Source organism: Nonomuraea sp. NPDC003709 (assembly GCF_040610775.1).
GTDB lineage: Bacteria > Actinomycetota > Actinomycetes > Streptosporangiales > Streptosporangiaceae > Nonomuraea > Nonomuraea angiospora_A.
Genome location: NZ_JBEXMW010000016.1, coordinates 171711 through 185346, shown reverse-complemented (window position 1 = coordinate 185346; position 13636 = coordinate 171711). Strand labels below are relative to the sequence as shown.

The 13636-nt window shown below is 71.5% G+C and carries 11 protein-coding genes; 9 read left to right on the top strand and 2 right to left on the bottom strand.

Annotated elements, in window-relative coordinates; genetic code table 11:
- Window positions 1-419 precede the first annotated feature (419 nt).
- Window positions 420-1037: a hypothetical protein gene (locus ABZX61_RS39960; RefSeq protein ID WP_355201697.1), complete on the top strand. Its 618-nt coding sequence runs from the start codon at window positions 420-422 to the stop codon at window positions 1035-1037.
- Between the two features lie 74 nt (window positions 1038-1111).
- Window positions 1112-1384: a hypothetical protein gene (locus tag ABZX61_RS39955; RefSeq protein WP_350724795.1), complete on the top strand. Its 273-nt coding sequence runs from the start codon at window positions 1112-1114 to the stop codon at window positions 1382-1384.
- A gap of 11 nt (window positions 1385-1395) precedes the next feature.
- Here the strand turns inward: ABZX61_RS39955 and ABZX61_RS39950 are convergent, their stop codons facing one another.
- Window positions 1396-1590 (bottom strand): DUF3046 domain-containing protein, encoded by a 195-nt coding sequence (locus ABZX61_RS39950; protein WP_350724793.1) that lies wholly within the window; start codon window positions 1588-1590, stop codon window positions 1396-1398.
- 247 nt (window positions 1591-1837) lie between these two features.
- Window positions 1838-2224, bottom strand: a complete 387-nt coding sequence (locus ABZX61_RS39945) for a VOC family protein (RefSeq protein ID WP_350724791.1) — start codon at window positions 2222-2224, stop codon at window positions 1838-1840.
- Between the two features lie 192 nt (window positions 2225-2416).
- Between ABZX61_RS39945 and ABZX61_RS39940 the strand changes: the two genes are divergently transcribed.
- From ABZX61_RS39940 to ABZX61_RS39910, 7 genes are all read left to right on the top strand, one after another.
- Complete coding sequence (locus tag ABZX61_RS39940; protein WP_355201695.1) at window positions 2417-7159, top strand: ATP-dependent helicase; 4743 nt, start codon at window positions 2417-2419, stop codon at window positions 7157-7159.
- Window positions 7160-7542: 383 nt separating this feature from the next.
- Window positions 7543-8217, top strand: coding sequence for a GntR family transcriptional regulator (locus ABZX61_RS39935; protein WP_355201693.1), 675 nt, complete (start codon window positions 7543-7545; stop codon window positions 8215-8217).
- A gap of 90 nt (window positions 8218-8307) precedes the next feature.
- On the top strand, window positions 8308-9924 hold the full coding sequence (locus ABZX61_RS39930) for an ABC transporter substrate-binding protein (RefSeq protein ID WP_355201691.1): 1617 nt from the start codon (window positions 8308-8310) through the stop codon (window positions 9922-9924).
- Window positions 9924-10883 (top strand): ABC transporter permease, encoded by a 960-nt coding sequence (locus tag ABZX61_RS39925; RefSeq protein WP_355201689.1) that lies wholly within the window; start codon window positions 9924-9926, stop codon window positions 10881-10883. Before ABZX61_RS39930 ends, ABZX61_RS39925 begins: the two co-directional genes overlap by 1 nt.
- Window positions 10876-11703 (top strand): ABC transporter permease, encoded by an 828-nt coding sequence (locus tag ABZX61_RS39920; protein WP_350724781.1) that lies wholly within the window; start codon window positions 10876-10878, stop codon window positions 11701-11703. The genes ABZX61_RS39925 and ABZX61_RS39920 overlap by 8 nt, the downstream gene beginning before the upstream one ends.
- Complete coding sequence (locus ABZX61_RS39915; RefSeq protein ID WP_350724779.1) at window positions 11700-12665, top strand: ABC transporter ATP-binding protein; 966 nt, start codon at window positions 11700-11702, stop codon at window positions 12663-12665. The genes ABZX61_RS39920 and ABZX61_RS39915 overlap by 4 nt, the downstream gene beginning before the upstream one ends.
- The gene (locus ABZX61_RS39910; RefSeq protein WP_350724777.1) at window positions 12662-13630 is read left to right on the top strand and encodes an oligopeptide/dipeptide ABC transporter ATP-binding protein; all 969 of its coding nucleotides are present in this window, start codon (window positions 12662-12664) and stop codon (window positions 13628-13630) included. The genes ABZX61_RS39915 and ABZX61_RS39910 overlap by 4 nt, the downstream gene beginning before the upstream one ends.
- Window positions 13631-13636 lie beyond the last annotated feature (6 nt).

Sequence of the window (13636 nt, the reverse complement as noted above, 5' to 3'; positions counted from 1 at the left end):
AGTGAGTCACGCCAGGCGGGGCCTGACCGCTCAAACTTCGCTGTCACGGGACACCTGGGGGCGGTGAGGAGCTCGAGCGCCGTCCTGAACAGCTCCGGAGGGCACTGCTCAGGAGCGAGAAGGGTGAGCAGGCGCATGCCGATGTCCGGCGACGTCAGTATCGCGTCGGCCTGCTCGTACGGGAGCTCCCCCAGCCCGCTGCCGGGAGGCGCGAGAGGGTGGCGGCCGGGGTGCCCCGGCGGGAACAACAGCGCGACGAGCTGGTCACGGACGGCGGAATGGCGGGTCGCCGCCCGACACGGAGCAGGCGATCCGCCTGCGTCCGCGACTCGCTCTCGAGCCGGTGCCGCATGACCGCCGGCAGCAGGTCCTCCTTGCCGTCGAAGTTGGAGTAGTTCGAGATCTCCAGCCCGCGGACCGTGGAGATCCCGTTCGTGGCGGCCGATCCGCCGCCCCTGATCGAGGCGTCGGGCGTGGACCGGCTCGCTATGGGCGACCTCCGCATCGAGAACGTGCCCGTCCACACCATCCCGGACACGATCCGGCTCACCGCGCCCGACGGGCGGGTCACCCAGGGAGCGATCGGCACGAGCGTCCTGTCGCGGTTCCTGTCCACGATCGACTATCCGGCCGAGAAGATCGTCCTGCGCAGGAACGGCCGGGTCCGGCCGGAGCACAGCGTGCCCATGTCGTACGTGGGCGACCACTTCCTGCTGTCCCACGGCACCGTGAACGGCCTGGACCGGATGGTGTTCCTCGTCGACACCGGGGCGCCGACATCGGGTTCACCGCTCCCCGCGCCACCTTCGAGGCCGCCGGCACCCCGATCCCCCCGGGCGACGGCTTTCACCCGGCGACCGTGGACGAGGTCCGTCACCCGCCGCCGGGTGCCCGGGTTGTCCGGCGCGTTCCCCTCCTGGTTCGAGCACGGTTTCGGCTTCCGTATCGGGGGGCTGCCCACACACGAGTTCTTCAAGCCGTATGCGCTCACGTTCGACTTCGGACGCATGCGCATCCTCATGAACACACCCCGCTGATGTTGGCCGCCAATGTGTTGTCCGGGCAGTGAGCTGGGGAGACTCACTGCAGGGCCGAGGGTTGGAGGCGGCGAGTGTCGAGGGGCTACACCAGGGAACGGCGCACCCATCTGGAGGCACTCGCCGAGGTGCTCCCCCATCATGGTCTGGTCAGTCGCATGGTCGGCAACGACGATCCGGTGCTGTGGGTCTGGCACCCGCGTACGGGCCGTCAGACGATCATTTTCGCCACCCCGTCACACCACGGATGGACGTTCCTGTGGTCGCCCGGAGGGCAGGGCAGCGTGGACGAGCTGGAGCTCACGGCCGCCGCGTTGCAGCAGGCCCTGGACATGTCACAGCCCTGACGCCGCCGCGGCTAGCGGAGCTTGGGTGAGACGTCCTCCACCTGGCAGACCGCGCGCCAGACGGTCTTGGCGCTCTCCCCGTCGGCCAGCGCCTGTATGACGGTCCGCCCGCCCAACGGCGCGAGCACGTAGTCGCGGGCCCACGACTCGGCGTACGTGTCGCCGAAGTGAGCGTTCATCCGTCTCCAGAACTCCGTCAGGCGCATGGATTCAAGTATGGAATCGCCTGGGGGGTGGGTAGGACATCCCCATGCCAAAGACCCCCAAGTCTTCGCCACCGAAGACAGCCGAGACCAAGGCCCACAGGGCCAGGCGCCGCCGATTACTGCACACGCTGCGCCTCACCGTACAGAAGGAGAAGTCTGAGCGATCAGGAAGGCACGCGGGCGTCAGGCAGGAGCCCCGTGCGGGCAAGCCGCGTACGCGCAGGGCGTCGCGGCGCTAGACCCGCGGTCACAGCACACGCGAGCCGTACATCTCACCGAGATGGTCGGCGAGCAGCTCCAGCCGGGCGCCATCGGGGTCCTTGAAGTAGATGGAGGCGCCGCTCTCTATCTGGTGCGGCACGCCGGCCATCTCCAGCTTCCCGCGCAACCGCTCCCAGGTGGCGGGGTCGACGGAGATCGCGACGTGGTGCAGCCCGCCCAGCACCTCTTGGTACGGCCCGAGGTCGAGGCCGGGGAAGTCGAAGAACGCGAGCAGGTTGCCGTTGCCGATGTCGAAGAAGAAGTGGTTCGAGCCCTTGTAGTCGCGGTTCTCGATGATCTCCGTGAGCGGGAACTCCAGGAGTTCCTGGTAGAACTTGATGGTGCGTTCCACGTCCGACGAGAGCAGGGCCATGTGGTGCAGGCCCCGAGCGCTGCTCGATGGCCGGTGCGCTAAGACGTGGCGCCGTCTCATCTCCGCTCGGCGGGCTTCGATGGCCGCATAGTCAATGGTCACGGTCGCTCTATGTCCGCCAGGGCCCCCGCTCAACCGCTCGCCGGGGAGCCAAATGCGTTTTCTGTCGGTGGCGCGAGGCAATATGTGCTGGTGAGCTCGCTAGACCAGTTCAGCCAGGTGACCAGGCAATGGTTCACCGGGGCCTTCCAAGCTCCCACGGCCGCCCAGGAGGGGGCGTGGGAGTCGATCTCGCGCGGCGACAACACCCTGGTCGTCGCTCCCACCGGGTCGGGCAAGACGCTGGCGGCCTTCCTGTGGTCGCTCGACAGGCTGGCGTTCGAGCAGACCGGTCCCGCCGCCACACCCGAGGCCGGGCCCGCCGCCTCCGTGGCCGCCGCCGTGCGTAAAGGCGCCGCCGCGTCCGAGGGCGCCGACGCGCGCAAAGGCGCGCCGAAGGGGACGCGGGTGCTGTACGTGTCGCCGCTCAAGGCCCTGGCCGTGGACGTCGAGCGCAACCTGCGCGCGCCGCTGGCCGGGCTCAAGCAGACGGCGCGCCGGCTCGGGCTGCCGGTGCCGGAGATCTCGGTGGCGATCCGCTCGGGCGACACCCCCTCGGAAGACCGCAGGCGCTACGCCGCCAAGCCGTCCGACATCCTGATCACGACGCCGGAGTCGCTGTTCCTGCTGCTCACCAGCCAGGCGCGCGAGGCGTTGCGGGGCGTGGAGACGGTGATCGTGGACGAGGTCCACGCGGTCGCGGCCACCAAGCGCGGCGCTCATCTGGCGCTCAGCCTGGAGCGGCTCGACGCGCTGCTCGACAAGCCGGCGCAGCGGATCGGGCTGTCGGCGACGGTGCGGCCGGTGAGCGAGGTGGCGGCGTTCCTGGGCGGCACGCGAGCGGCCACGGTCGTGCAGCCGCCGTCGGAGAAGCGGATCGAGGTCGAGGTCGTCGTCCCGGTCGAGGACATGACGGAGATGGAGGGCCGGCCACAGCCGGAGGGCGGGGAGGAGTTCGCCCCCGAGCCGGGCAACCGGTCGATCTGGCCCCATGTGGAGGACCGGCTGTTCGACCTGATCGGGGCGCACAGCTCGACGATCGTCTTCGCCAACTCGCGGCGGCTGGCCGAGCGGCTGTGCACCCGCCTCAACGAGCTCGCGTACGAGCGGGAAGGCGGCGGGGTCGAGGCCATCGACCTCTCCATCTGGGAGACACCCCCATCATCGCAGAAGCCCCAGCGGATGCCCGCCGACATGATGGCGCAGGCCGGGGCGAGCAAGGGTGTCGTGACCGAGATCGTCCGCGCGCACCACGGCTCGGTCTCCAAGGAGGAGCGGGCGCAGATCGAGGAGGCCCTCAAGTCGGGCCGGCTGCCCGCCGTGGTCGCCACCTCCAGCCTGGAGCTGGGCATCGACATGGGCGCGGTCGACCTGGTCGCGTGCGTGGAAGCGCCGCCGAGCGTGGCCAGCGGGCTGCAGCGCATCGGCCGGGCGGGCCATCAGGTCGGCGCGGTGTCCAAGGGTGTGATCTTCCCGAAGTACCGGGGCGACCTGGTGCAGACGGCCGTGGTGGCCGAGCGGATGAAGAGCGGCCAGATCGAGGAGCTGCGCTATCCGCGTAACCCGCTCGACGTGCTGGCGCAGCAGATCGTGGCGATGACCGCGCTCGACGAGTGGACGGTCGACGAGCTGGAGTCCGTGGTCAAGCGGGCCGCCCCCTATGCCACGCTGCCCAGGACCGCACTGGAGGCCACGCTCGACATGCTGGCCGGGCGCTATCCGAGCGAGGAGTTCGCCGAGCTGCGGCCGCGCATCGTGTGGGACCGGGTCACCGGCACCCTCCAGGGCCGTCCGGGCGCGCAGCGGCTGGCGGTCACCAACGGCGGCACGATCCCCGACCGCGGCCTGTTCGGCGTCTTCCTGGTGGGTGAGAAGGCCTCCCGGGTGGGCGAGCTGGACGAGGAGATGGTCTACGAGTCGCGCGTGGGCGACGTGTTCGTGCTGGGCGCGACGTCCTGGCGGATCGAGGACATCACGACCGACCGGGTGCTCGTCTCGCCCGCGCCGGGCCAGCCGGGCAAGCTGCCGTTCTGGCACGGCGACGCGCCCGGGCGCCCGGCCGAGCTGGGCAAGGCGATCGGGCAGTTCCTGCGCGAGCAGGCCAAGAACGGCTCGACCGAACGCATGCGGGAGGCGGGGCTCGACGAGTTCGCCTCCGGAAACCTGCTGTCCTACCTCCACGAACAACGCGAGGCCACCGGCTACGTCCCCGACGACCGCACCCTCCTCGTCGAGCGTTTCCACGACGAGCTCGGCGACTGGCGCGTGGTCATCCACTCCCCCTACGGCGCGCGGGTGCACGCCCCGTGGGCGCTGGCGATCAACCGGCGCCTGCGCGAGCGCTACGGCATCGACGTGCAGGCGGTCCACTCCGACGACGGCATCGTGCTGCGCATCCCCGACACGCTGGCCGAGCCGCCGACCGACGTGGCCGCGTTCGACGCCGAGGAGATCGAGCAGATCGTCACGGAGGAGCTGGGCGGGTCGGCCATGTTCGCCTCCCGGTTCAGGGAGTGCGCGGGGCGGGCGTTGCTGCTGCCGCGCCGCACGCCGGGCAAGCGCAGCCCGCTGTGGCAGCAGCGCCAGCGCGCCGCCCACCTGCTGGGCGTGGCCTCGCAGTACGCCTCGTTCCCGATCGTGCTGGAGACCATGCGCGAGTGCCTGCAGGACGTCTTCGACGTGCCGGGGCTCGTCCAGCTCATGCGGGACATCGCCGCCCGCAGGGTGCGGCTGGTCGAGGTGGAGACCTCGCAGGCCTCGCCGTTCGCGGCGTCGCTGCTGTTCCATTACGTGGGCGCGTTCATGTACGAGGGCGACGCGCCCCTGGCCGAGCGGCGCGCCCAGGCGCTGGCGCTGGACACCACGCTGCTGGCCGAGCTGCTGGGCCAGGCCGACCTGCGCGAGCTGCTCGACCCCGACGTGATCTCCGATACCGAGCGCGAGCTGGCCAGGCTCGACCGGCCGCTGCGCGACCTGGAGGACCTCGCCGACCTGCTGCGCTCCCACGGGCCGCTGCTCGCGCCCGACGTGAGCGTGCGCGGCGGCGACCCGGCCTGGCTGGCGGAGCTCGAACGCTCGCGTCGCGCGATCCGCGTACGCATCGCCGGCGAGGAGCACTGGGCGGCCATCGAGGACGCGGCCCGCCTGCGTGACGCGCTGGGCGTGCCGCTGCCGGTCGGGGTGCCCCACGCGTTCCTGGAGCCGGTCGCCGATCCGCTGGCCGACCTGGTGGCGCGGCACGCCCGCACCCGCGGGCCCTTCCACGCGGGGTCGGCCGCGGCCCGGTTCGGGCTGGGCGTGGCCGTGGTGACGGACGCGTTGCGCCGGCTGGCCGCGTCCGGGCGGGTCGTGAACGGGGAGTTCCGGCCCGGCGGACGGGGCGAGGAGTGGTGCGACGCCGGGGTGCTGCGGATGCTGCGGCGCAGGTCGCTGGCCCGGCTGCGCAAGGAGGTCGAGCCGGTCGCGCCGGAGACCCTGGCCCGCTTCCTGCCCGCCTGGCACGGCATCACCGGCTCGGGGGCCGCGGGGGCGGCCGGCGGCCGGGGCGCGAGCGAGGCGGCCCGGGCCATGGACGCGCTGGTCCGCTCGATCGAACAGCTCCAAGGGGCCGCCGTGCCCGCGTCCGCGCTGGAGACGCTGGTGCTGCCCGCGCGGGTGCCCGGCTACCATCCGGCGCTGCTCGACGAGCTGACCTCGTCGGGCGAGGTGATGTGGGCGGGGCAGGGCTCGCTGCCCGGCGGCGACGGCTGGGTGTCGCTCTACTACGGCGACACCGCGCCGCTGCTGCTGCCCGAGCCCGCCGAGATCACGATGACCCCTCTGCACGAGCGCGTGCTGGAGCTGCTGGGCGGGGGCGGCGCGCTGTTCTTCCGCGGCATCTCCGACCAGCTCGGGTCCCTGGACGACGCCACCCTGGCGGCGGCGGTGTGGGATCTGGTGTGGGCGGGGCGGATCTCCGGCGACACGCTGGCGCCGCTGCGGGCCACGCTCGGCACCGGCCGTCCCGCGCACCGGCCCGCCACCACGCGGCGGCGCCGGGCCGTGCTGCCGAGCAGGAGCGGGCCGCCCACGGTGGGCGGCCGGTGGTGGCTGCTGCCCGCGCCCGCCGCCGACTCCACCCAGCGGGCGCACGCTCAGGCCGAGGTGTTGCTGGAACGGCACGGCGTGGTGACCCGGGGCGCGGTGACATCGGAACGGCTTCCTGGGGGATTTACGCCTGTATATCAGGTCTTGCGGGCGTACGAGGAGAGTGGGCGCTGCCGTCGGGGCTACTTCGTCGAGGGCCTCGGGGGCGCGCAGTTCTCCCTGCCGGGAGCGGTCGACCGGATGCGCGCCATGGCGCCCGGCCTCGCCCCGTCCGACGGTCCACGGCTCTCCCCAGGGGCCGGCGGTCCGGGGACCGGCTCGGGTGCTGGGAGTTTTGGGCCCGGCTCCGGGGCTGGGGGTGCGGGGTCCGGCTCTGGGGGCGGGCGGAGGGCCGTGGTGCTGGCCGCCGCCGACCCGGCCAGCCCGTACGGGGCCGCGCTCCCCTGGCCGCAGCACCCCGGCGAACTCGGGCACAAGCCTGGCCGGAAGGCCGGTTCGCTGGTCGTGCTCGTGGACGGGCACCTGGTGCTCTACGTCGAACGGGGCGGCAAGACGCTGCTGTCGTTCGCCGACGACGACCGGCTGCAGCCCGCCGTCGACGCCCTTGCGCTGGCCGTGCGGGACGGGGCGCTCGGGAAGCTGACCGTGGAACGGGCCGACGGCACGGCCATCGTCGAGTCGCCGCTGGCGGCGGCCCTGGAGGCGGCCGGTTTCCACCCCACCCCCCGCGGGCTGCGCCTACGCGCCTGAACCCCTGCGACGCGACGACCGAAGGGCGCGGAGGGGTGGCGAGGTCCCGAGGCACGGGGTCCCGAGGCACGGGGTCCCGAGGCGCGGAGGCCCGAGGCGCGGAGGCCCGAGGCGCGGAGGCCCGAGGCGCGGAGGCCCGCGCGCGGAGGCCCGAGGCGCGGAGGCGACAGGCAGGGCCGGGGCCGAAATGTGGGGCCGGCGGTGCGGGAGCCGGAGGCGCGGGGGCGAGGTTCCGAGGCGCGGGGACGACACGACAGGGCCCGGGCCGAAAGTGTGGGGCCGGCGGTGTGGGAGCCGGAGGTCGAGGGCCGGGGGCGAGGTGGTGTGGGAGTGGGGCGGGCTGGGTGGGGGAGTTGGTCCGGGCTGTATACGATTGTCGCCTCATGGCTGATTTGACGCTGGGCGCGGCCCATCCGACCTTGCGCGACGAGGTCACCAAGGAGCTGCGGCGACGCATACTCTCCGGCGAGCTCGCCCAGGGTGAGCGGCTGGTCGAGGACCGGCTGGCCGCGCTGCTCGGCGTGTCGCGCAACCCCGTGCGCGAGTCCATCCGGGTGCTGGCCGCCGAGGGGTTCGTCGAGGTCGTGCCCCGGTTCGGCGCCACCGTCGCGCGGCTGTCGGCGGCGGAGGGTGAGGAGCTCTTCGACGTGCGCATGGCGGTCGAGGGCCTGGCGGCGCGGCTGGCCGCGCGCAAGCGCACCCCCGAGTCCGCCGAGCGGCTGCGGCAGGTGCTGGAGCAGGCCAAGGAGGCCGTGGAGAACGGGCGGCTGGAGGAGGTGGCCGATCTCAACACGGCCTTCCACCTGGCCGTGGGTGAGGCGGCGGGCAACTCGTACCTGAGTCTGATGATGAAGCCCATGCTCCTGCGGGCGCAGTGGGTCTTCAGCCAGACCGCCGCCGCCCGCGGGCCGCACTCCTGGACCGAGCACCTGAGCCTGTGCGAGGCCATCGCGGCGGGTGACGAGGACGAGGCGCAGGCCAGGGCCATCGCGCACGTGGCCGCGGCCAGGCGGTCGTTCCTGACGGCGATCCGCAGGGCAAATCCCCCGAACGATTAGAAAACACTCAGATAACAACACAGGGTCAGGAAACACCAGTGAAATGTGAGGTCTTGTATACAGTCTCCTAAACCTTTCAACGGAGGCCCCATGAGACCGTCCCCCAGGCTCGTCGCGGCGCTCGCCGTTCTCCCCCTTGCCCTGACAGCTTGCGGCGGAGGCGGATCGAGCGGCACCCCCGCAGCCCCTCCATCCATAGCCGACGCCTCGGCCGACAACCGGCCGGTCAAGGCGGGCGGCACGCTCAACGTGGCGCTCAGCGCCGACCCCGACGCGCTCGACCCGAGCATCTCGACCACGCTGGTGGGTCGCGAGGTGTTCGCGAACATGTGCGAGAAGCTCTTCGACATCGACGCGCAGTCGAGCCTGGTCCCGCAACTGGCCAGTGCCTTGCCCGAGGTCTCCGGCGACGGCAAGGAGGTGACGATCAAGCTGCGCGAGGGCGTGAAGTTCAACGACGGCATGGCGTTCGACGCCGAGGCGGTCAAGAAGTCGCTGGACCGGCACCGCACCTGGGAGAAGTCCGCGCGCCAGGCCGACCTGGCGGCGGTGTCCAAGGTGACCGTGGTCGACCCCACGACGGTCAAGCTCACGCTGACGCAGGCGTTCACGCCGCTGACCGCGCAGCTCGCCGACCGCGCCGGCATGATCATGTCGCCCAAGGCCCTGGACGCGGGCAACGACAACTTCGGGGCGAGCCCGGTCTGCGTCGGGCCGTTCAAGTTCGCGAGCCGCACGTCCGGCAGCCAGATCGTGCTGGAGAAGGCTCCCGACTACTACGACGCGGCCAAGGTCAAGCTCGACAAGCTCGTATACAAAATCATCGTGGACCCGAACGTACGGGCCGCGAACCTGAAGTCCGGCGACGTCCAGGTGGGCGACAACCTCGCCACCACCACGGTCAAGGGCGTGCAGAGCGACCCCAACCTCAAGGTCGTGTCCGGCGGCGGCCTCGGCTACTACGGCATCACGATCAACACCGGCAACGCCAGCGGCTCCACCGAGAAGCCCGGCACGGTGAACACGGCGCTGGCCAAGAGCCCGCAGCTGCGCGAGGCGTTCGAGCTGGCCCTCGACCGCGACGTGATCAACAAGACCGTCTACAACGGCCTGCACGAGGTGGACTGCTTCCCCGTGCCGGTGGACAGCCCGTACCGCGCCAAGGACCTGCAGTGCCCGGCGCGCGACCTGGCCAAGGCCAAGCAACTGGTGCAGGCGTCCGGCGTGCAGACGCCGGTCCCGGTCACGCTCACCAGCCCGAACGACGCCACCAACGTGCGCCTGGCGCAGGTCATCCAGCAGATGACCAAGGAGGCGGGCTTCAACGTGAACGTGCAGACCGCCGAGTTCGTCAGCACGCTCGAGCAGGGCAAGTCCGGCAAGTTCGACGTCCTGCTGAACGGCTGGTCGGGCCGCGTCGACCCGGACGGCAACCTCACGAACCTCATCACCAGCCGCGGCAGCAACAACTACAGCGGCATGTCCGACCCGGGCATCGACGACCCGATCAAGCAGGCCGCCGCCGAGTCGGACCCGGTCAAGCGGGCCGAGCTCTACGCGGGCGCCCTGAAGAAGGCCGCCGAGGTGAGAGGCGTCCTGTACCTGTACCACAACAAGTACTACCTGGGCATGAGCAAGAACGTGGCCGGCGTCCAGTACTTCAAGGACGGCCTGCCGCGCTTCGTCACCGCCGGGTTCACCGCGTAATGCTCTGGTTCATCCTCCGGCGCTGCGGATCGGCCGTGATCGTGCTGTTCCTGGCCAGCGTCCTGATCTTCCTCGGGATCAGGGCGCTGCCCGGGGACCCGGCCACGGTCATGGCGGGCGAGGAGGCCTCGCCCGCCGTGATCGAGGCCATCCGGCACGAGTTCGGCCTGGACAAGCCGCTGCCCGCCCAGTACCTCGACTACGTCGGCCAGACCCTGACCGGCAACCTCGGCCGCTCCACGCAGGACCAGCTCCCGGTGATCGACATCATCGCCGAGCGGCTGCCGGTGACGCTGGAGCTGTCGGCCCTGGCCATGCTGGTCGCGATCGTCGTCGGGGTGGGCGCGGGCATCGTCGCGGCCGTCCGGCGCGGCCGGCTCGCCGACTACCTGGCCACCGGGTTCGGCCTGGCCGGGCTGTCGGTGCCGCACTTCTGGCTCGGTCTGCTCGGCATCCTGCTGTTCGCGGTCACCTGGCGGGTCCTGCCCGCCTCCGGGTACGTCCCCTTCACCCAGGACCCCGGCCAGAACCTCCAGCGCATGATCCTGCCCGCCCTCGTGCTCGGCACCGGCTTCGCCGCCATCCTCATGCGGCAGACCCGCTCGGCCATGCTCGGCGCGCTCTCGGCCGACTACGTCCGGACCGCCAGGTCGAAGGGCCTGTCCGAGATCAAGGTCGTGGGCGCGCACGCGCTGCGCAACAGCCTGACGACCGTGGTCACGGTGCTCGGCCTCCAACTCGGCGCGCTGATCAGCGGCGCGGTGGTGACCGAGCAGATCTTCGTGATCCCCGGGTTCGGCAAGCTGACCGTGGACGCGGTGCTGACCAGGAACTACCCCGTCATCCAGGCCGTCGTGCTGATCACGGTCATCGGCTACGTGCTGGTCAACCTGCTGGTCGACATCGTGTACGCGTTCCTCAACCCCCGGATCAGGCTGTCGGGGGGCGCGAATGACTAGGCTGTGGCGGCGTTTCAAGAGGCGCCCGATGCCGATGGCCGGGCTGGTGCTGGTGGTCGCGTTCGTGCTGCTGGCGCTGATCGGGCCGCTGGTGACCGGCGACCCCACCGCGCAGGACTACCTGGCCACGCTCGCGCCTCCGTCGGGCGCGCACCCGATGGGCACCGACGACCTGGGCCGCGACGCGTTCGCCAGGATCGCGCACGGCGCGCAGGTGTCGTTGCAGGCCGGCGTGCTCTCCACGCTGCTGGCGATGGTCGTGGGCATCCCGATCGGCCTGGTCGCCGGATTCTACCGGCGCTGGCTCGACCCGGTCGTGATGCGGCTGGTGGACGTGACGCTGGCGTTCCCGTTCCTGGTGTTCGCGGTGGGCCTGGCGGCGATCATCGGGCCCTCGCTGAAGGGTGTGGTGTTCGCGCTGGGCTTCTCGCAGCTGCCCGCCGTCATCAGGATCACCCGTGGCGAGGTGCTGGCGGTCAGGGAGATGGACTACGTGGCCGCGGCCGTCGCCGACGGCGCGGGCGACGGGCACCTCATCTTCCGTTACGTGCTCCCGAACTGCCTCAACCCGCTCATCGTGCAGGCCACCGTGGCGATCCCGGGGGCGATCATCGGCGAGGCCACGCTGTCGTTCCTGGGGTTGGGCGTGCAGCCGCCCACGCCCTCGTGGGGCGTGATGCTGACGACCGCGCAGCAGTATCTGAGCGACGCACCCTGGCTGGCCGTCTGGCCCGGGATCATGATCGCGCTGGCCACGCTCGGCTTCAACCTGCTGGGCGACGGGCTGCGGGACGTTCTGGACCCGAGGAGCGGCCGATGAGCCTGCTGGAGATCACCGACCTGAGGGTCGGCTTCGACACCGAGGACGGCCTGGTGCAGGCGGTCAGGGACATCTCGCTCACGCTGGACGAAGGCGAGATCCTGGCTTTGTGCGGCGAGTCCGGCTGCGGCAAGTCGGTCACCGCGATGTCGGTGCCCAGGCTGCTGCCGCCCGAGACGACCCGGCTGTCCGGCTCGGTCAAGCTGGACGGGCGCGAGCTCACCACGCTCCCCGAGGCGGACCTGCGGCACGTACGCGGCAAGGACGTCTCGGTCGTCTTCCAGGAGCCGATGACCTCGCTGAACCCGTCGTTCAGCGTCGGTTACCAGATCATCGAGGTGCTGCGCAGGCACGAGCGCCTCTCGCGCCAGGCCGCCAGGAGCCGCGCCGTCGAGCTGCTGGAGCTGGTCGGCATCCCGGCGCCGCAGCGCCGCATGAAGGAGTACCCGCACCAGCTCTCCGGCGGCATGCGCCAGCGCGTGATGATCGCGATCGCGGTGGCCTGCTCGCCCCGGGTACTGATCGCCGACGAGCCCACCACGGCGCTCGACGTGACGATCCAGGCGGGCGTGCTGGACGTCTTCCGCGACCTGCGCGACCGGCTCGGCACGGCGATCATCCTCATCACGCACGACCTGGGCGTGGTGGCCGACATCGCCGACCGGGCCGTGGTCATGTACGCCGGCCGCGCCGTCGAGCAGGCCCCGGTGGCCGAGTTGTTCGCGAACCCGCGGCACCCGTACACGCTGGGCCTGATGAACGCGCTCCCGTCCGCGGCGGTCAACGGCCGCCTGGCCGAGATCCCCGGCATGGTGCCCTCGCCGCTGTCGGATCCCGACGAGTGCGCGTTCCAGGCCCGCTGCCCGCGCGCCCAAGGCGACTGCCGCGCGGCCAGACCCCCGCTCGAACGGCACGCGGACGGCCATCTGGCGGCCTGTTTCCACCCGGGAGGCAAGCAGTGATCCTGCGGATCGACAACCTGGTCAAGCACTACGGCCAGGTACGCGCCGTGGACGGCCTGTCGCTGGAGCTCGCCCAGGGCGAGGTGCTCGGCCTGGTCGGCGAGTCGGGCAGCGGCAAGTCCACGGTCGGCAAGTGCGTGCTGCGCCTGACCGAGCCCACCTCGGGGGCCATCGAGCTGGACGGCCGCGACATCACCCACCTGTCGCGCCGGGCCATGCGCCCGCTGCGCAGGGACGTCCACATGGTCTTCCAGGACCCCTACTCCTCGCTCAACCCGCGTTTCACGATCGGGCAGATCGTCGCCGAGCCGCTGCTGCGGCACAAGGTGGCCGACCGGCGTGAGGTCTCCGGACGCGTGTCCGCCATGCTGGAGAAGGTGGGGCTGCGGCAGGAGATGCGTTCCCGGTTCCCGCACGAGCTGTCCGGGGGGCAGCGGCAGCGGGTCGGGCTGGCCAGGGCGCTGATCCTGGAGCCCAAGCTGGTCGTGGCGGACGAGCCGGTGTCGGCGCTGGACGTGTCGGTGCAGGCGTCGGTGCTCAACCTGATCACGGACCTGCAGCGGGACATGGGGTTCTCGTGCCTGTTCATCACGCATGACCTGTCGGTGGTGGAGTTTCTCGCCGACCGGATCGCCGTCATGTACCTGGGCAAGATCGTCGAGTCCGGCCCGACGGCCGAGATCTTCGCCGCGCCGCGGCACCCGTACACGCAGGCCCTGCTGTCGGCGGCGCCGGTGCCCGATCCGGTCCGGCAGCGGGAGCGGCGCAGGATCGTGCTCGGCGGGGACGTCCCCAGCCCGGTCGACCCGCCGTCCGGGTGCCGGTTCCACACGCGGTGCCCGCTGGCGTACGACGCCTGCCGTACCGAGGAGCCGCTGCTTCGGGATCCTCGCGGCAACGGCCATCCGGCCGCGTGTCATCTTGTCACGGTGGACCGCATTCCCGACGCGGCCGCCAATCTGTAGAAGGAG